The sequence below is a fragment of the Microbacterium capsulatum genome, from assembly GCF_030865425.1.
GTDB classification, from domain to species: Bacteria; Actinomycetota; Actinomycetes; order Actinomycetales; family Microbacteriaceae; genus Microbacterium; species Microbacterium capsulatum.
The window spans coordinates 179769-198565 of record NZ_JAVFCB010000006.1 but is presented as its reverse complement, the minus strand read 5'-3'; the positions used below and the strand labels follow the sequence as shown (position 1 = coordinate 198565).

Below are 18797 nucleotides of genomic sequence, written 5' to 3'. Positions count from 1 at the left end.
TCAGTCCTCTTTCCGTTCGAAGGGGGAGGCGAGCAGATAGCGCTCGTCGAGCGAGACCTTGATGCTCTTGCGGGCGTTGACGAGCTGGGACACGGCGACGTCGGCGGCGGCGGAGAGCAGCATCGCGGTGCGCTCCCGGCTCCAGCCGCGGTCGGCGCGCACGATCGCCATGGTCTCGTCGAGGGCGAGGGTCGCGGCCTCGTCCAGGGTCTCGCCGTCGCCGAGGACGATCATCCGTCCCTCGGCGAACACGACGGGACCGCGCACGGGGCCCGGTGCGACGACGTGGACCGACAGCTCGACCGAGCCCTCCATCTCGACGGCGGTCAGCGAGCACTCGCCGTCCCCCTGGACCGCGTGCAGGTCGCCGGCGTACAGGAGGCCGCCGACGACCTGGGCGGTGACGAACAGGGACGCGCCGGCGACGATGTCGCGGCAGTCCATGTTCCCGCCGTAACGGCCGACCGTCGACGAGTTCGGGCTCTCGCCGGCCGGCGCGACGCCGATCTTGCCGATCATCGGGCGGATCGGCACCCGGACGTCATCGGGGAAGTGCGCGTGGCCGTCGTGCACCGGCACGACGAGTCCGTCCATGCGCAGCGGCGCTCCGAAGCCGCCGCGCCCGGGCAGGGTGACCATGCCTCCACGGTCTGCGAGCCGGATCGCGTGCACGTCGATGCGGAGGAGGTCGCCGGGCTGCACGTCTTCGATCACGACGGGGCCGGTGACCGGGATCGAGAAGCGGGTGTAGTCGTCCGCGGTCTCGAACGCCGGATCCGTGAGCAGGCTCCGTGCGTCGAGCACGAAGTGCTCGCCCGGGGCGACCCGCAGGACCGGCTCGGCCTCCGGGTCGAACTCGGTGCGGGCGTGCAGGAAGCCGGCGTGCGCCGTGGCGGTGGGCATCACGCGCCCGCGGTGCCGTACACGGGAGTCACCCAGTGCTCGAGACCGGGGATCCGGCCGCGCACGGCGCGCTGGTACAGATCCTGCAGCTGCTGCGTGATCGGGCCCGGGTTCGTGCCGTCACCGATCGGGGTGCGGTCGACGGAGGTGACGTGGTTGACCTCGGCCGCGCTGCCGCACACGAAGATCTCGTCGGCCGAGTAGAGCTCGGTGCGGTCGATCGGCCGCAGGTCGACCTCGAGCCCGAGCTGGGTCGCGGCGAGCTGCAGCACGCTGTCACGCGTGATGCCCTCGAGGATGCTCTCGGTGGAGGGGGGCGTGCAGAGCCGGCCCTGCCGCACGATGAACACGTTGTACCCCGCGCCTTCGGCGACGTGCCCGCTCTCGGTGAGCAGGAGCGCCGCTCCGTAGCCGTTGCGGCGGGCCTCGAGCAGGGCGAGGCGGCCGTTCTGATAGTTCGCGATCGACTTGATGCGCGGCGGCATCGCGCGGTCGGAGAGGCGCGCCCAGCTGGAGATCTGCACGGCGAGTCCCGTGGCACCGAAGTAGTTGCCCATCGGGATCGCGGCCATGTAGACGGTGGAGGGGCCGGTGTCGTCGGGCTTGCCGTCGGCGGAGTCGACGAACACCTGGGTGCGCATGTGCAGGTTCGACCGCAGCTCGTTGGCGCGGATCAGGCCGAGGAGCTGGCCGGAGAGCTCCTCGATGTCGGTGGGGCCGTCGATCTCGACGACGCGCATCGAATCGACCAGGCGGCGCATGTGGTCGGCGACCCGGAAGGCGTACAGCTCGCCGTCCTCCTCGCTCCAGTACGCGCGGAAGCCCTCGAACACCCCGACGCCGTACTTCGCCGTCGTGGAGAGGACGTGCAGCCGGGCGTCGGCGTACTCGATGAGCTCGCCGTCGTGCAGCAGGTATCGGACCGGGGCGGAAGAGGTCGACATCGTCGTGAACCATCCTGTCTGTCTTCATTTAAAGAAGGTTGTCATCATAATAATGAAGAAATTCGGCCTGCATGTCAATCCGCGATGAAGAAGCTGCGAGGAGTGGGCGGGCGCGTGGCCCGAAAAACCTCGTATCGACCCGGAATCGCTGCGAGCGCCGGGCGGGGTGACCCCGACGGCACCTTCAATAAAGTGATGACTCGCGTGGGCGAGGGGTGTCAGGCCGGTCCGACGTCGTTCACGATGGGGACCACCGGCGCGGGCCTCTGGTGGTGCGTGCGCGTCGCCTTCCTGGCCGTGACCTGCGCACGCACCCGGGGATCGATGAAGGCGATCAGGATGTCGACGGCCACATACGCGAACAGCAGAGTCGAGGCGATGATGAGGACGAATCCCTGGATCACCGGAATGTCGACCTGAAGGATGCCCTTGAGCGCCCAGGTGCCGATCCCCGGCCAGGAGAACACCGTCTCGAGGATCACAGCGCCGCTGAGTGCCGCTCCGGTGAGGATCACCAGGAAGGTGAGCAGGGTGCGCCGGATGTCGCCCATCGCGTACCGGAACACCATCCACTCGCTGAGCCCGCAGGCCCGTGCGAACTCGACCTGCGGGGAGAGCAGCGCCGCCGAGAGTCCCGTCCTGACCACACGGGCGAAGAAGGCGGAGAAGAAGATCCCGAGAGTGACGATCGGGAGGACCGCATGGGCCAGCGCACCGCCGATCGTCTGCCACGAGCCCGACAGGGCTGCGTCGATGAGCACGGATCCCGTGATCTTCGGCGGCACCGGATCGAGCGGCGACAGCATGCCGAGCGGTGCCGGTGCGATCCGCAGCACCTGGAAGAAGACGTAGATGATGATGAGCGCGAGGGCGAACTCCGGCAGGGCCAGCGTGGCGGACGTGTACCCCGAGAGCGCCCGATCGAGATGACCGCCCCGGCGGTAGGCGCTGACCGCGCCCATGGCCGTTCCGAGAGTCACGGCGAGGAGGAGACCGGGGATCACGACCAGCAGGCTGGGGAGCAGGCGCACCATGATCTCTTGCGAGACAGGGGCACCGGAGAAGAACGAGGTGCCGAGGTCGCCCGACAGCACCGACGTCAGGTAGTGCCACCACTGGGTGAGGACGGGCTGATTCAACCCCAGTTTCGCGTTGAGGTCGGCCACCTGCTGAGGGGTCGCGAACTCCCCGAGCACCGCGTGCGCCGGGTCCCCCGGCATCAGCGACACGATGGCGAAGGAGGCCGAGATCACGGCCACCAGCAGAACGGCCGCCAGCACCAGGCGGCCCAGCACGAAGCGGATCATCGGTTGTTCCTTTCCACGGCGAGTTCCGGCGCCCCGGACTCGAGACCGCCTGGCCGGACGGAGCCCGGCGCGTCCGCGGCGGCTCCCGTCGGGAGGTCGGTCGGCAGCGGATCCGCGGGAGCGAGGTCTCTCGTCGGGACCCCCGGGGTCAGCGAGAGTTCGGCCGAGAGCAGCGACCTGGTGTACGGATGCTGCGGGCGCTGCATGACGTTCTCGGTCGGACCGATCTCCACGATGCTGCCGAGGTGCATCACCGCAGTGCGGTTGCAGAGCCGCCGGACGGTGTGGATGTCGTGGGAGATGAAGACGAATGTCAGCGACTTGGTGCGCTGCAGGTGGACCAGCAGCTGGAGGATGCTGGCGCGCACGGTCTGGTCCAGCGACGAGGTGGGCTCGTCCAGCACGACGAAGGTCGGCTCGCTGATCAGCGCGCGGGCGATCCCGACACGCTGCTGCTGCCCGCCGCTCAGAGCGCCGGGCTTCCGGGTGAGGAACTCCCGCGGCAGCCCGACTTCGTCGAGCATCGCGAGCACTCGTTCCCGGCGTTCCTTCGCCGATCTCACGAGCTTGGTCGCGACGAGAGGTTCCTCGATGATCTGCAGGATCGTCATGCGCGGATCGAGGGACGCATAGGGCTCCTGGAACACGACCTGGAACTTCGACCTCGCGCGCCGCAGCCTCCGGCCGCGGAGGGCGGTGAGGTCTTCGCCGTCGAGGACGACTGTTCCCTCGTCGGGCTCGACGAGTCGCGCGAGCAACCGGCCCAGCGTCGACTTGCCGGATCCGCTCTCGCCGACGAGACCGAGGGTGTCCCCGTGCTGCAGGGTGAGACTCACGTCGTTCACCGCGTAGACGGCGCTTCCCCTGCCCTGTGCGGCGAACGTCTTGCTCAGATGCTCCGCACGGAGGATCGGCATGTCCTGCGCGCCTGTTTCCCTGGTCATCTCACGACACCCTTGCTGTTTCGGCAGAAGGCCCTCGTTCGCGAAGCCCGTCCGTGGTCAAGCCCTTGCCGGCTGCGGCATTCAGCAGCGCGCGCGTGTACTCGTGCTGGGGATCGGTGAAGACCGACTGCACGTCTCCGACCTCGAGAATGTCCCCCCGGAACATGACGGCGACGCGATCGCAGTAGGTGGCGACGACGGTCAGGTCGTGAGTCACCAGAAGCATCGAGCGCCCCGTCGACAGGATGATCTCGCGCATGAGATCGAGCACGCGCCGCTGCACGGTCATGTCCAGCGCGGTGGTGGGCTCATCGGCGATGAGCAGTTTCGGATCGAGGCTCAGTGCGATCGCGATCACGACGCGCTGCGCCATTCCGCCGCTGAGCTCGTGGGCGTGGCCCGCGAGAACGCGTTGCGTGTCGTTGATCCCGACCGAGCGCAGAAGCTCCTCGGCACGCGCCCGGGAGTCCTTTCTGCTGATCTTCTCGTGCGCGCGCATGACGTTGAAGAACTGTCGTTCGATCGTGAGAATCGGGTTCAGCGCGTCGAACGGATTCTGCGCGACGAATCCGATCTGCCTGCCCCGGACGGACCGGATCTCCTTCGCGGAGGCCATGCTGATCTCGTTGCCGTCGAAGACGATCCTGCCGAAACTGCGCCCTGTCGGCGGCAGCAGTCCGATGACGGATCGCGCGGTCGTCGACTTCCCGGATCCGGACTCTCCGACGAGTCCGATGATCTCGTTCCGCTCGACCGTGAAGGAGATCCCATTGATGATCTGGCGGGTCTGACCGTGGGCGCCGAACTCGACGCTGAGATCGGAGATCTCCAGTAGCGGGTTCGTCATCACGAGTGTCCTCCTGTCGCCTCGGCGCGGGCCTCGATGCCGTCCGCGATCGCGTTGAACGCGACGACCACGAGGAAGATCGCCACTGTGGGGAAGGCGGATGCCCACCATCTGCCGTCGATCAGCAGCGTCATCCCGTCTCGGATCATGCCGCCCCAGGTGGGGGTCGGCGGGGTGGTGCCGACGCCGAGGAAGTTGAGGGCGGCGATCACGCCGATGGCGTTCGCGGCCGCGAGAGTGGTCTGCACGAGCACGATGCCGTACGCGTTGCGGACGATGTGCTGAACGGCGATGCGCAGCGGAGAGGCGCCCGCGGCGACGGCGGCCTCGACGAATCGCTTCGAGCGCAATGCCACCGCCTCGGCGCGTACCAGGCGGGCGAATCTCGGGGTGTTGACGATCGCGATCGCCACGACGATGTCGAACGCGCTTCCGCCCATGAGCCTGATCGCGACGATCACGAGGATGAGGATCGGCAGCGCCGAGAAGCCGTCGAGGCCGCGCATGAGGATGTCCCCCAGCTTTCCCCCCGACGCGGCGATCCCCACGGGGACGCCGAGGGCGAGCGCGACGAGGGCACCCGCGAGTGCGATGGGGATGTCGCGTCCGCCGGCGTCGAGGACGCGGGAGTAGACGTCGAAGCCGAAACCGTCGGTACCGAAGAAGTGCGTCGCGCTCGGCGCGAGTCCGATCGCCTCGACATCGGGCTTGGTCGGGCTGAACGGCAGAGGGAAGAGCACGCCCGAGAGCATGAACGCGACGAGGAACACGAGCGCGACGGCGATCGTGATGCTGCTCCTGTGCTTGCGGGCGAAGAGCTGCGCCCGCTTGAGGCGGGGGAATCTGCTGGAGGCGATGACCGAGGTCGTCGTCGGTCGGGCGGCCACTGCGGTCGTGGCCGCGGTGTTGTACTCCGCGAACTTCATGGCTTCACCGGGGGTTTCGAGGGATGCGGGTGAGGGGGCGGGGAGGCGACGGATCATGCCGCCTCCCCGCGTGCGACTACTTGCCGAAGTCCGAGAAGGCCAGCTGGCCGTTGGGCAGCGGGTTTCCGGTGGCGATGCCGTTCGTCGCGATCACGTACGGAGTCTCGACGAGTTCGATCAGAGGCAGCTCGGTGTCGCCGATCTTCGCGATCTGATGGAACAGATCGCTGCGGGTCTTCGTGTCGGAGGCCGGGGTCGCCGACACCTGGGACAGCAGGTCGAGCAGGGCGGGGCTGCTCCAGAACGTGCCGCTGTTGTTCGGGGACTTGCCGAACTTCACGTACGTGAGCCAGGCGGGGTCGGCGATCGCGATGGGCTCGCCGTAGAGCGCGCTCTGATACAGGTGGGTCGTGTACATCACGTCGGTGAACTGGGTCGGGCCGGAGATGACCTCGAGCTTGACGCGGATGCCCACGGCGGCGAGCATCGACTGGACCAGCACCGAGCTCTTCGAGGTCACGGGACCGGGTCGAGTCGGGCTGTAGGTCAGGGTCAGGTCGAAGCCGTTCGGGTATCCGGCATCGGCGAGCAGCTTCTTGGCCTTCGCCGGGTCGAACTTGTAGGCGTCTCCGGTCTGGCCGAAGTTGAAGGCCTTGTTGAACGAGGACACGGCGGGAGTCGCGTAGCCGGCGTAGGCGCCCTTGGCGAGTTCGTCCCGGTTGATGGCCATCGACACCGCCGTACGCACCCGCACGTCGTTCAGAGGCGCGTCACGGGTGGAGAACATCAGGTTGTCCATGTTGAGGCTGGCGCAGTCGGTGACGTTGATGCCGGGCTTGCCGACGAGGGCGCGGTACTGGCTCGGCTGGAAGCCCACCGCGACCTGAGCCTCGCCGGTCTCCAGGAGCTGCTGGCGCGTGGTGTCGTCGGGGACGCTCTGCACGGCGACCTTCTTCACAGCGCGCTTGGGGCCGCCCCAGTTCGGGTCCGCCGTGACGGCGAGCGACTCCCGCGGGCTGAAGTTGTCGAGCTTCCAGCCGCTGTAGTCGGCGAGGTGCGTGAAGAGCCACTTCTGGGCGACCGGGTCGTCGGAGGTCGCGTGCGACTGGGCCTCGACGGAGTCGTAGATGTAGCCGAGCGGGTTCTGCAGGACATCCAGCGCGGTGGAGGAGAAGGACTTCAGATTGAACTTGAAGGTGTGGTCGTCGATCTTGGTGATCAGATTGTCGACGTCGTACCCCGCCTGGGCGAAGGACGCCTTCAGTACCGGCTGGATGACGAAGCCGTACTTGCTGAAGCTCCACATCACGTCGTCGGTGCTCAGCGTGTGGCCGGTCTGGCTCTTCAGCGGGCGAAGCTTGACCTCGATCGACTTGAGGTCCTTGCTGAGCGCGATGCTCTCCGCGAGCTTTCCCGTCACCTTCCCCGGCACGGGGTTCTTGCAGGACACCTCGTACGAGCCCAGCTGCGAGCCCAGTCCCGAGAGGACGGCCTGCGATGCATTGCCGCCGTACGGGAAGATGGTGAGATTATCGGGAAGGCTCGGGAGTACCATGACCGCGGAATCGCGGACCGGCTTCTGGCTCGTGGATGAAGCGGCTTGCCCTGCGCCGCAGCCTGCCAGTCCAAGGACCGCGGCCACGGTCGCGGCGACGATTCCGATCGTTCTCTGTGATTTCATCATGCTGCCCCTTTTTCGGGGTGCTTCAGTCGAGCACCACACTGTGACTCAAGGAGTCTTCACTCTACTGAAGACGTCATCAGTATGTCAATCATTCTTCCGCGGGCGATGATGCCCCATCTCGCTCGTCTTCTGGTCCTTCCTGATGCCCGACCGCCCCGAGAAGAGGGGATCCTGTTCCCTTGGGCCGGCTTCGCGGGTACCATCGCGATGATCCCAATATTTTGAAGAGACATCATGATGATGAAGACGGGGAGGGTCGCCGATGGATGCCTCCACGACGCCGGGATATCCGGTCGGCGCGCGCGGATACGAACGGTTCTCCGGTGTGGTCCGAGAGCTCGCTTCGCAGTCGACGCCGTCCTGGCCGGCCGAGGTTCGCGCGCCCGATGACGCGCCGAACGTCGTCCTCGTACTGGTCGACGATCTGGGCTTCAGTGACATCTCGCCGTTCGGGGGCGAGATCGACACGCCCCACCTGCGGGAGATCGCGGAGGCGGGGTATCGGTTCACGAACTATCACACGTCGACGGTCTGCGCGCCGGCTCGGGCTTCCCTGCTGACCGGACTGAACCCGCACAGGGCGGGATTCGCGACGGTCGCGGGGTCGAGCCCGGGATACCCCGGGTTCAGCGCGGAGCTTCCTTCGGACGCCCCAACGCTCGCGGAGTCCTTCCGGGCGGCCGGTTATGCCACCTTCATGGTCGGCAAGTGGCACCTGACGCCCTCGAACAAGCTCCACGACGGCGCCGAGAAGTCGTCGTGGCCGGTCCAGCGCGGGTTCGACCGCTATTACGGCTGCATGGACGCGTACACCACGCTGTTCCAGCCGCACCGCCTCATGCGTGACAACAGTCCGATCACCGTCGACGAATACGACAGCTCCTTCTATCTGACGGACGCGCTCACCGCCGAGGCCGAGTCGATGATCGCGGGGCTGCGCGCCAACGACCCGACCAAGCCGTTCTTCCTCTATTTCGCGCATCAGGCCGCGCACGCTCCGTTGCAGGCGAAGGCGGACGACATTCAGAAGTACCGCGGCCGGTACGAGGCGGGCTGGGATGTCGTCCGGGCCCGACGAGAAGCCCGGCAGCGCGAGGAAGGGCTGTTCCCGGACGGCGGCCGGCCGTCGCCGCGCGATGCGGAGCTGACGGCCTGGGACGAGCTGACCGAGGCGCAGCAGCGCTGGTTCGCGCGGTGCATGGAGGTCTACGCCGCGATCGTCGACACGGTGGACCAGAGTCTGGGCAGAATCGTGGCTCAGCTCAAGGCGATGGGGGAGTACGACAACACGATCATCGCCTTCACCTCCGACAACGGCGCGAGCGGTGAGGGCGGAGACCACGGGACGGCGACGTATCTGGCGTCGATGGGAGCTCCGACGGATCTCGCGCTCGGCGAGGCCGGTTCTCCGATGGACCTGGACGAGGTCGGTGGTCCGCGCTCGATGATGCACTACCCGCGCGGGTGGGCCTCGGTGTCGAACACGCCGTTCGCGAAGTACAAGCGATTCATGATGGAGGGCGGCATCCGGGCTCCTCTGATCGTGTCCTGGCCTCGCGGGCTGCCGCGACGGGCCGACGACCAGGGGCTGCGCGCCCAGTACGCCTACGTGTCCGATCTCGGGCAGACCCTGCTCGCGCTCGCCGGCGTCGTCGCGCTCCCGCGCTGGAACGGGCGGGAGGTTCCGTCCGTCGACGGTGTGAGGTTCGACGACGTGCTCCGCGACCCTCGGGCGGCAAGCCCGCATGCCGAGCAGTATGCCGAGTTCGCAGGCAGTCGCGCGTTCAGCAGCGGCCGATGGAAGATCCTCACCGAACACCGTGCCGGCGAGGAGTTCTCCGATGCCGAGTGGCGGCTGTACGACATGGAGGAGGATCCCTGCGAGACCGTCGACCTCGCGCCGGGGAACCCCGAGCTCGTCGCGCGTCTCGCGGCGCGCTGGCGCGAGGAGGCCTGGCGCAACACCGTCTTCCCGCTCAACGACGACGGCACCCTGACGAGGACCCGCCCGTCGTCCGATCTGCGTCTGGAGCGACCGACCGTCCTGCGGCCGGCATCGCCGACGCTGGAGCGCTTCCGATCCAATCGGCTGATCCGGCTGAGGTCGTTCGAGGTGATCGTCCGCTTCGTCGCCGGACCGGACGGTGAAGGAGTGCTGTTCGCCCACGGCGACCAGGGCGGAGGCTACGTCGCCTTCATCGAAGACGACCGGTTCTGCATCAGCTACAACGAGTACGGACGCATGCACCGAGCTTCGGCGCCCCTGGGTGCGCGGTTCCCCGAGGTCATCCGAGTGACGTTCACCGCGGAACCCGGGATCCGGTGGGGGATCTCGGCGACGATCGACGGTGCGCGCGCGCTCGACCTCGGGCCGGTCCTGCAGATGGCGGGAGCCGCGCCCTTCACCGGCATCAGCGTGGGCGTCGACCGCGGAAGCCCGGTGGACGCGGAGCTGCACGAGCGGCGCGGCCCGTTCCGCTGCACGGGCGCACTGGAGTCGGTCGAGTACCGGCCGGGTCCGCGGGCCGAGTACAACACGGAGATCATCGTCGACATCGATCGCGCCGCCGCCTCGCGTTCGGACTAGGCGCCACCTTCATCTCACAGGCGGGTGCATCATCATAATGAAGTTTCGTGGCAGTGCTGTTGTCGAGCGAGGATGTCTCGATTGCCGCGGATGCTGGTTGTTTTGAGGGAGACTGCGCCGAGGTCGGCAGTTGACTCGCTCACTGAGATTCAATAGAATGAAGATATGTTCAATAAGCTTACCGATGGCTTGACGGTCCTTGGCGGCGCGTACGAGCTCGAGGACAGAGTGAGCTGGGTACCACGCGGCTCGACCGGGTATCAGGCATCCAACTGCTATCTGCTGACCGAGGGTGATGCGCATCTTCTCGTCGACTCCGGAATGGCGGTGCACGGCGGCGAGATCCTCGACGATCTCGCCGAGCTGATCGGAGAGGGCGGCGGGGTGTCGATCTTCTTCACCCGTCCCGAGATGGACTGCGTCTCCAACCTCGAGCCGATCTCCCGCCGCTTCGACATCCTCCGTCTCTTCACCGGTGGCGTGATCAATCCTTTCGACGCGTTCGACGACGTCAGCCGGTTCGCGCTGCGCGGCCGCCGCGAGCAGATCGACGGCACCCGTACCGTCGAGGGGGATGCCCTCGAGCGCTCGATGAGCATCGAGATCGCTCCGGGGCGGATCCTCGACGTGCAATCGCCTCTGCTGCGTCTCCTGCCCACCTTCTGGGGGTGGGATGGCAAGACCGGTGCGCTGTTCACCTCCGACACCTTCACGCACGGCGTGATGGAGCGGCCTGACGGCCCGCGGGTGATCGACGGATCCGTCGAGGACGACACGACGCCCGAGCAGGTCGCGGCGCACCTGTTCGCCAAGTACGAGTGGCTGCCGCGTGCGACCAAGCATCCGCTGCGCGACTGGCTCGTGGAGACCTTCGACCGTTTCGATCCTGAGATCATCGCGCCTTCGCGCGGATCCGTCATCCGCGGACGCGCCAGCGTCCGCCACCACCTCGACCTCATGCTGGCCGCTCTGGCCGACGACGCCGCATAGGAGACCTCGCATGGAGAACATCATCACCGAGACGATGGCGGCCGAGTTTCCGCGGGAGATCCGGGACGGCGTCTTCTGGATGGGTGCGTGCCTGCCGTTCCACCTCGCCGACCGCGTCATCCACGGCCACAACTCGGCCTATGTGATCAAGGGCAGTGAGAGCTCGATGATCGTCGACACGGGCAACCCGTCGAGCTGGACCACGATCTCCGCCAAGCTCGACGAACTGCTCGGCGACGAGCCGCTCACCTACGTCTTCCCGACGCATCCCGAGCTTCCGCACACCGGGAACCTGCCTCGACTCGTCGAGAAGTACCCCGATGTCCAGGTCGTCGGCGACATGCACGACTACCACCTGTTCTATCCGCAGATCGTGCCCAACCTGCACTCGCGGGTCCCCGGGGACGTGATCGATCTGGGCGGTGGCCAGGAGGTCCTCATCGTCGAGGCGATGATCCGCGACCTTCCGAACACGCAGTGGGCGTTCGCCCGACGGGAGAAGGTCCTCTTCACCGCCGACGGGTTCTGCTACATGCATCGTCCAGAGCTGGATGACGAGGATCCGCTGCACCTTCCGGGGGAGTGCGCGCTCACCACGGACGAGCTGTCCACGCCGATCGCGGTGGAGAACGCCGCTTTCTTCACCGGGAGCGCACTGTACTGGGCGCGCTTCAACGACGACGCCGACCAGGTCTACGACCGTGTGCTCGCGCTGGTCGACGAGCTCGGTGTCGAGCTCGTCGCTCCCACCCACGGGAACGTCATCACGAACGTCCGCGACGTCGAGCCCATCATCCGCGCAGGTCACAAGCAGGCCTACCGCTACTGACGAACCCGCCCCGTCGCGGGGCTGAAAGGAGAATCCCATGATCGAGATCTGCGGCAAGCAGGTGCGCGACACGTTCGCCGAGCTGCTCGACCCGACTTCGACCGCGCTCGTCGTGATCGACATGCAGAAGGGCGCGGTCTCGAAGGGCGGCGCGATCGCCGACTCCGGTCACGACATGAGCATGATGCCGCGCATCGTGGATCAGTGCGCGAGGGCGATCCGAGCTGCACGCGAGAACGGCGTGCCCGTCTTCCACATCTGCGTGGAGAACCTTCCCGACGGCAAGAGCTCCACGGCGGCGTGGCTGCGCGCGCTCTACACGGTGGGCCACGGCCGCTCCACCGACCTCGGCCGGCTCAGCGCGAAGGGCGACCCGCTCACCGAGTTCACCGAGTCCTGCGCTCCGGAGGGTGACGAGGTCGTCATCCGCAAGCGCCGGCAGAGCGCCTTCGTCGGCACCGAGCTCGCGCTGCTGCTGCGCAGCCAGGGCATCGAGTCGGTCGCGATCGTGGGCGTCTCCACGGGCGGCTGCGTCGAGGCGACGCTGCGCGACGCGGGCTCCAACGACTTCTACGCGGTCCTCCTCGACGACGCCGTCGGCGCCTACGACGAGACCGTGCACGACGCGGCGCTCACCGTGATGCGCGCGCGGCACGATCACTGCTCGCTGGACGAGGCCATCTCCGTCTGGGAAGGCGCCACCCGCTGAGGCGGGCTGGGGGCACCGGGATGTCAATCACGAGCATCCACCGCCTGGGCGGGGAGATCGACCTCGACGAGCGGGTGAGCTGGTGCCCTCCCGGCACGCGCACCACGCAGCCGGTGAACTGCTATCTGATCCGCGGTGCGCACGGCGCCCTGCTCGTCGACACGGGCCTGCGCGTGCACGAGACCGCGGTGCTGGAGGGCCTGGACGCGCTGCTCGAGGACGGGACGCCGCTCTCGGTGCTGTTGACCCGCACCGAGATGGAGTGCTGCCTGAACCTGCCCGCGATCGAGGAGCGCTTCGGCCTCGACGCGGTCTGGTACACCGGAGGCATCACCGTGCCGCGCAGCACCGCCGAGGTGCGTCGCGTGAGCGTCGAACCGGGGACGGCGCAGTGGATCGAGCCCTATCCGGGCATGAGGATCGAGCTGATCTCGCCCCTGCTGCGGCTGCTGCCGACGCTGTGGGTGCACGAGCCGGACACCGGCTGGCTGCTCACCTCGGACGCATTCACGCACGGCGACGCCGCCCCCGCGGACGGGCTGAGCAAGTTCCGCTGGTTCACGCTCGCCGACACCCGGCCGATCGCGGCGCACGTGCGCACGGTGGTCGGCGAGCGCGGGATCCGCACGCTCGGGCCCGGATACGGCCGCCCGTTCACGGAGGACGAGGTGCCGTCCGCGACGCGGGCGGTCGCGGACGAGATCGAGAGGATCGGGATCGCATGAGCACCGCATTCGAGAGCGCCCGGCGGATCGCCGACGGCGTGTTCTGGCTCGGCGGATGCCTGTCCGCCTTCGGCCACGGCGAGGAGGTGCACTACCACGTCAACGCATACCTGGTGATCGGGCAGGAGCGCACCGCCCTCGTCGACACGGGGGACCCCGCGCACCGCGCGGTGGTGCTCGCCCAGCTGGAGGAGGCGCTCGCCGGGCGTCCGCTCGACTACCTGGTCCCGACCCACCCGGAGATCCCGCACGCGGGCAATCTGCCCGCCCTGCTGGAGCGCTATCCGGACGCCGTGGTGGTCGGAGAGACGCGCGACTACCACCTGCACTTCCCCGAGCATGCGCACCGGCTGCGCCCGCTCGCGGCGGGCGAGTCGATCGACCTCGGCGGGCGCGAGCTCGAGCTCCTGCCCGCGCACATCCGCGATCTGGAGAACACGACGTGGGCATGGGATTCGGGGGCCGGGGTGCTGTTCGTCTCGGACGGCTTCTCCTTCATCCATGACGTCCCGGGCCCCGACGACGAGGACGAGCCCGTGCACCGTCCGGGGCAGTGCCGGCTCTTCTCCGGCGAGATGCCGGAGCCGCCGAGCGTGGCGCAGGCCGCGTACGGCACGGGACGGGCCCTGTACTGGACCAAGTTCGTGGACGTGAGCGATGCGTTCACGGCGATCGAGCGGATCCTGGACTCCCATCCGACGTCGTTCATCGGCCCCGCGCACGGCAACGTCATCGACGACGTCGACGGGATGCTGCGCACCTCGCTCGCCGCGCACCGCGCGGTGTATCAGGGAAGCGCCGTCGGCTAGACGTTCACTATAATGAAGACAGTTTTGAAATGATGAAATACAGGGCGGATCGGGACGCGAGGATGCGTCGGGATCCCGGCAAGGAAGCAGGCGGAGACAATGCGTGATCTCATCGGCTATGGAGAGCATCCGCCGGTCGTCGGCTGGCCCGGCGACGCGCGCGTCGCGGTGTCGCTCGTGCTCAACTTCGAGGAGGGGGCCGAGAGTTCGATCGAGGCGGGCGACGCACGGGACGAGGACATCTCGATCTTCGGCGGCTGGTCGGCGGATCCGACCCGGCGCAGCCTCATGAAGGAGTCCTTCTTCGAGTACGGCAGCCGCGTCGGCATCTGGCGCTACCTCGGCCTGTTCCGGGAGTACGGCGTCCGTTCCACGGTCATGGCCTGCGGCATCGCGCTCGAGCGCAATCCCGAGGCCGCCAAGGCCATCGCCCGCGACGGCCACGAGATCTGCGGGCACGGCTACAAATGGCAGGGCCTGGTCGGGATGACGGCGGAGGAGCAGCGTGCCGAGATCCGCCGCTGCGTCGCCGCGATCGAGCAGACCGCGGGCGTCCGCCCGTCCGGCTGGTACGTCCGCGAGGGCATCACCGAGGAGACCAGGGCCGTGCTCGTGCAGGAGGGCTTCCTGTACGACTCGAACTCGTACTCCGACGACCTCCCGTACTACGTCGACACCGCCGAGGGGCCGCACCTCGTCGTGCCCTACGCGGGCGACACGAACGACGCGAGGTTCTGGGGCACGGGCAGTCTGGGCAGCCCCGACGACTTCTTCTCCGTGCTCAAGGACTCCCTGGACTGCCTGCTGCTCGAGGCCGACGAAGTGCCTCGGATGATGTCGGTGGGCGTCCACCTGCGCATCGGCGGCCGGCCGAGCGTCGCGATGGCGGTGCGCCGCTTCATCGAGTACGCCCAGGCTCAGCAGGGCGTCTGGTTCGGAACCCGCGAGGAGATCGCGCGCTGGTGGCTGCAGAACGCGCCGGCGACCGCGCCCGCGACCGAGATGGAAGGGGCGAGCCGATGAGCCGTCCGCCGGCCGATCTCGACCGTCTCGTGCACAACGCGCACGACATCGGATTCTCCGACCTCGCGAAGACCGGGCTGAAGGGGCAACAGGATCAGGGGCAGGTGTGCAACCTGATCTCGCGGGACCTCAGCGGGTCCGACGACCTCAACGTGAGCCTCGGCCGGATCCTGCCCGGTCAGCACCACCTCTGCCACCACCATCCGGATGCGTCGGAGTTCTATGTCGTGATCGCGGGCACGCCGCTCGTGCACCTGGACGGCAGCGACTACCGCGCCCGGCCGGGGGACGGCATCTACATCCCGCGGGGCACGAGCCACGGCATCACGAACGACACCGACGAGAACGTCGAGCTCGTGGTCGGGATGAGCAAGCCCGCCGACTGGGAATTCGTGTCGGACGAATGAGCGCGCAGACCGCCCGCCGTCCCGAGGTCGGGCTCATCACCGCGGATCCGACGCCGACGCTGCTGGGACTCCTCGAGGTCGTCGGCATCGGGTCGATCGTGATCGATGCCGAGCAGACCGGGCTGGGACCGGCTCAGTGCGCCGAGGCGGTGCACCGGCTTCGCGGCAGCGGGGTCGCCGTCGGCGTGCGGGTGCCCTCGCTCGAGGCCGACTGCCTGCTCACCTTCGCGAACACCGGGGTGGACGAGCTCGTACTTCCCCGTGTGCGCACGACGGCCGAGCTGGAGGCCGCGCATCGCGCGACCCGCTTCCCGCCGGTCGGCGAGCGGCCGCGTCAGGTGTCGCCGGCGTCCCGCTACGGCACCCGGTACGAGCACGTCCCGGTGCTCTCCGTGCTGTTCGAGACCGTGGACGCGTTGGACGGCGTCGACGAGTTCGTCCGGCACCCGCTGTTCCAGGGCGGGTGGATCGGGCCGACCGATCTCGTCGACGACCTGCAGCGGCACGGGCGGGACGAGTCCGTGGACGCGGCGGTGCAGCGCATCATCGACGCCGTGGCGGGCGCGGGGCATCGCATCGGCATGCCGGCGCCCAGTGCGGCCCGGGCAGGCGACGTGCACTCCCGTGGCGCCGATCGCGCGGCGATCTACTGGGAGCGCGAGGTCGCCCTGACCCTGCGCACCCTGCACGAGGCGGGCGAGGGCCCACACGGGCCCGCGGGCCGATGACCGGGACACGCGGAACCTGCACACGGATCTCCGGGGGATGACGATGGTGCGGACGAGAATGGACCCGCGGGCGGATAGAATGACGCTCCTCCAAGCGAACGAAGAAGGACGGCCTGTGGACGGCACGGCAGCAGCAGCGAAGACGGCGGACGAGGGACTCGACCGCGACTTCTGGATCGCTCATCTCGGAGCGCAGCTGCGCGAGCAGCGCACCGGGCGGTTCACGGTGGAGGAGCTGGCGGAGCGCGCCGGCGTCAGCGCGGGCCTCATCAGTCAGATCGAGCGCGGAATCGGCAATCCGTCGTTCGCGACGCTGCTGCGCCTGGCGAGCTCCCTCGACCTGCCGCTGGCGAGCATGTTCGCGGATCCGGTCGTCGGCAGCGACCACATGGTGGTGCGCCGTGCGGACCGCCGGCGCATGGAGATCCCGTCGCAGGGCATCATCATGGAGCTCATCGTTCCCGACTCCGAGCGCAAACTCGGTGTCGTGAGCATGACGATCCCGGCCAGCTTCGAGGGTGCGAGCACTCCGCACTCCCACGAGGGCGAGGAGTGCGTGCTGGTCACGGCCGGAAGCCTGGTCGCCTCGGTGGCGGGCCGTGAGGTCGAGCTCGAGGCCGGCGACAGCCTCACCTACGACGCGTCCCTGCCGCACTGGTGGAGCAACCGCACGGGATCCGCCGCCGTGATGCTCGCCATCTCGACGCCGCCGTCGCTCGGCCGTGCGCACTGACGCCGTGACCACGGGCGCTGCGCCCGCGACTGCCGCTGCGGCCGTCGAGCGGCCGACCGGCTCGGCGCCCGGGCCTCGGCGCCGCCTGGGCGTGCTCGTCCCGTCGTCGAACTCCAACGCCGAGTCCTCGATTCTGCGGATGCTGGCCGGCGAGGCCGACGTGGCAGCGCACTTCAGCCGGTTCCGGCTGCCGCCCGACCTGGGCGACCGCATCGACGCCGGCGTGCTCGGGGACGCCCCGGCGATGCTCGCCGACGTCGAGCCCGACGCGATCGCCTTCCACGGGACCTCCGGATCCTGGACCGGGTTCGCGGGCGAGCGCGAGCTGTGCGCGCAGCTGGAGGTGGTCGTGGGTGCTCCCGCGACGACCGCGACGCTCGCCGTGCGTGCCGCCCTCGACGCGCTCGGCCTGCGCCGGGTGGGGCTGGTCTTCCCCGGTCCGCGCCCGATCGCCGAGCAGATCGCCGTGCAGTACGCCGCCGACGGCGTGGCGATGCCGGTGATCTCCGCCCCCGAGGTCGAGCTCGCCAATGCGGAGATCGCCCGGGTCGGCGAGGACTGGATCGACGCCCTCCTGCGCCCGGCGTTCCAGGGCGACGTCGACGGCGTCGTGTGCATCGGGACGAACCTGCGCTCGGCGTACCGCGTCAGCGCGTTCGAGGCCGAGTTCGGGGTTCCCGTGATCGACAGTGCGACCGCGACGCTGTGGCAGTTGCTGCGCCTCGCCGGCGCAGCGCGCCCGATCGCCGGGTGGGGCGCGCTGCTGCAGGCGTGATCCGCCTCAGACGGCGGTGACCGCCTGCCAGGCGTCGGCGATCTCCTGGCGTGTGGCGATCCAGGCCTCGGCCTCCGCGGCGCGGTCGAGGAAGGCGTCCAGCGCGCCGATGTAGGCAGGCCGCCCGATGATCCGCGGGTGCAGGCCGACGCTCAGCACCGACGGACCGTGCCGGCCCTCGGTCTGCAGCATCTCCAGTGCGCCGCAGAGGAACGAGGCGAACGCGTCGGCCGTCGGGTACTGGGAGAGCAGGGCCGAGTCGTTCGTGTCGCCCGCGTAGGGGATCACGAGCAGCGGCAGACCGTCGGCGCCGGGGTGCGGCAGGTCGTCGTCGAAGCTGTTCGAGTCGTAGCCGAACCCCTCGTCGATCATCGCGCTCCGGGAGTGCAGGGTGAGGCCGTCCCGCGAATACCAGGTCGTCGGACGGGCGCCGGTGAGGTCCTCGATGATCGTGCGGGAGCGGTGCATGAGGTCGGCCTCGACCTCGGGGGCGAGCTGCGAGTGCGCGTCCCAGCCCAGGCCGTGATCGGCGATCTCATGCCCGTCCCGTGCGAGCGCCTCGGCGATCGCGGGGTTCGCCTCGAGCGCGGTCGCGCAGCAGAAGGCCGTGGCCTTGGCGTCGTGACGGCGCAGGGTGCGCAGCACGCGCCAGATGCCGCTGCGCGCGCCGTACTCGAACGCGGACTCCAGGTCGAGGTTGCGCTGGCCGGGGAGCGCCCGGTGCTGCATCCAGTGCCCGCCGAGGTCGTCGGCGACGCCGCCGCGGGCGACGCTCCGCTCCGCGCCGTCCTCGATGTTCACGACGAGGGACACCGCGACCCGGGCGCCGCCGGGCCAGCGCACGTCCGGCGGGGTCTCGCCGTAGCCGCGGAGATCCCGGGGGAGGGGGAAGGCCGTCATCGATCCTCCTGGTTATAGTGAAGATGC

Annotated in this window: 19 protein-coding genes; 11 read left to right on the top strand and 8 right to left on the bottom strand. The window is 68.7% G+C overall.

Annotation, left to right across the window (positions count from 1 at the left end; translation table 11 throughout):
* The 7 genes from RBR11_RS12060 to RBR11_RS12030 form a co-directional block, all read right to left on the bottom strand.
* On the bottom strand, window positions 1-903 hold the full coding sequence (locus RBR11_RS12060) for an acetamidase/formamidase family protein (protein WP_308489594.1): 903 nt from the start codon (window positions 901-903) through the stop codon (window positions 1-3).
* Window positions 903-1847, bottom strand: a complete 945-nt coding sequence (locus RBR11_RS12055) for a branched-chain amino acid transaminase (RefSeq protein WP_308489593.1) — start codon at window positions 1845-1847, stop codon at window positions 903-905. Before RBR11_RS12055 ends, RBR11_RS12060 begins: the two co-directional genes overlap by 1 nt.
* Before the next feature lie 218 nt (window positions 1848-2065).
* Complete coding sequence (locus tag RBR11_RS12050; RefSeq protein ID WP_308489592.1) at window positions 2066-3154, bottom strand: ABC transporter permease; 1089 nt, start codon at window positions 3152-3154, stop codon at window positions 2066-2068.
* Window positions 3151-4098 (bottom strand): ATP-binding cassette domain-containing protein, encoded by a 948-nt coding sequence (locus tag RBR11_RS12045; RefSeq protein WP_308489591.1) that lies wholly within the window; start codon window positions 4096-4098, stop codon window positions 3151-3153. The genes RBR11_RS12050 and RBR11_RS12045 overlap by 4 nt, the downstream gene beginning before the upstream one ends.
* Before the next feature lies 1 nt (window position 4099).
* Window positions 4100-4945 carry an ABC transporter ATP-binding protein gene (locus RBR11_RS12040; RefSeq protein ID WP_308489590.1) on the bottom strand — a complete coding sequence of 282 codons (846 nt, stop codon included), beginning with the start codon at window positions 4943-4945 and terminating at the stop codon, window positions 4100-4102.
* On the bottom strand, window positions 4945-5928 hold the full coding sequence (locus tag RBR11_RS12035; RefSeq protein ID WP_308489589.1) for an ABC transporter permease: 984 nt from the start codon (window positions 5926-5928) through the stop codon (window positions 4945-4947). Before RBR11_RS12035 ends, RBR11_RS12040 begins: the two co-directional genes overlap by 1 nt.
* 19 nt (window positions 5929-5947) lie before the next feature.
* On the bottom strand, window positions 5948-7426 hold the full coding sequence (locus tag RBR11_RS12030; protein WP_308489588.1) for an ABC transporter substrate-binding protein: 1479 nt from the start codon (window positions 7424-7426) through the stop codon (window positions 5948-5950).
* A 391-nt stretch (window positions 7427-7817) separates the two neighbouring features.
* On the opposite strand from RBR11_RS12030, the gene RBR11_RS12025 reads away from it, so the two are divergent.
* From RBR11_RS12025 to RBR11_RS11975, 11 genes are all read left to right on the top strand, one after another.
* A complete protein-coding gene (locus RBR11_RS12025; RefSeq protein WP_308489587.1) occupies window positions 7818-10142 on the top strand; it encodes an arylsulfatase in 2325 nt (774 codons plus the stop codon).
* A 165-nt stretch (window positions 10143-10307) separates the two neighbouring features.
* Window positions 10308-11132, top strand: coding sequence for an MBL fold metallo-hydrolase (locus RBR11_RS12020; protein WP_308489586.1), 825 nt, complete (start codon window positions 10308-10310; stop codon window positions 11130-11132).
* 10 nt (window positions 11133-11142) lie between these two features.
* Window positions 11143-11961: an MBL fold metallo-hydrolase gene (locus tag RBR11_RS12015; RefSeq protein ID WP_308489585.1), complete on the top strand. Its 819-nt coding sequence runs from the start codon at window positions 11143-11145 to the stop codon at window positions 11959-11961.
* A 37-nt stretch (window positions 11962-11998) separates the two neighbouring features.
* Window positions 11999-12670, top strand: a complete 672-nt coding sequence (locus RBR11_RS12010; protein WP_308489584.1) for a cysteine hydrolase family protein — start codon at window positions 11999-12001, stop codon at window positions 12668-12670.
* A 20-nt stretch (window positions 12671-12690) separates the two neighbouring features.
* Window positions 12691-13395 carry an MBL fold metallo-hydrolase gene (locus RBR11_RS12005; RefSeq protein ID WP_308489583.1) on the top strand — a complete coding sequence of 235 codons (705 nt, stop codon included), beginning with the start codon at window positions 12691-12693 and terminating at the stop codon, window positions 13393-13395.
* Window positions 13392-14204, top strand: coding sequence for an MBL fold metallo-hydrolase (locus tag RBR11_RS12000; protein ID WP_308489582.1), 813 nt, complete (start codon window positions 13392-13394; stop codon window positions 14202-14204). The genes RBR11_RS12005 and RBR11_RS12000 overlap by 4 nt, the downstream gene beginning before the upstream one ends.
* 99 nt (window positions 14205-14303) lie before the next feature.
* The gene (locus RBR11_RS11995) at window positions 14304-15227 is read left to right on the top strand and encodes a polysaccharide deacetylase family protein (protein WP_308489581.1); all 924 of its coding nucleotides are present in this window, start codon (window positions 14304-14306) and stop codon (window positions 15225-15227) included.
* Window positions 15224-15634 (top strand): cupin domain-containing protein, encoded by a 411-nt coding sequence (locus RBR11_RS11990; protein WP_308489580.1) that lies wholly within the window; start codon window positions 15224-15226, stop codon window positions 15632-15634. The genes RBR11_RS11995 and RBR11_RS11990 overlap by 4 nt, the downstream gene beginning before the upstream one ends.
* On the top strand, window positions 15631-16362 hold the full coding sequence (locus RBR11_RS11985; protein WP_308489579.1) for an aldolase/citrate lyase family protein: 732 nt from the start codon (window positions 15631-15633) through the stop codon (window positions 16360-16362). The genes RBR11_RS11990 and RBR11_RS11985 overlap by 4 nt, the downstream gene beginning before the upstream one ends.
* A gap of 115 nt (window positions 16363-16477) precedes the next feature.
* Window positions 16478-17095 carry a helix-turn-helix domain-containing protein gene (locus tag RBR11_RS11980; protein WP_308489578.1) on the top strand — a complete coding sequence of 206 codons (618 nt, stop codon included), beginning with the start codon at window positions 16478-16480 and terminating at the stop codon, window positions 17093-17095.
* A 4-nt stretch (window positions 17096-17099) separates the two neighbouring features.
* A complete protein-coding gene (locus RBR11_RS11975; protein WP_308489577.1) occupies window positions 17100-17870 on the top strand; it encodes a maleate cis-trans isomerase family protein in 771 nt (256 codons plus the stop codon).
* Between the two features lie 6 nt (window positions 17871-17876).
* On the opposite strand, the gene RBR11_RS11970 is transcribed toward RBR11_RS11975, so the two are convergent.
* A complete protein-coding gene (locus RBR11_RS11970) occupies window positions 17877-18770 on the bottom strand; it encodes a polysaccharide deacetylase family protein (protein ID WP_308489576.1) in 894 nt (297 codons plus the stop codon).
* Window positions 18771-18797: the final 27 nt, after the last annotated feature.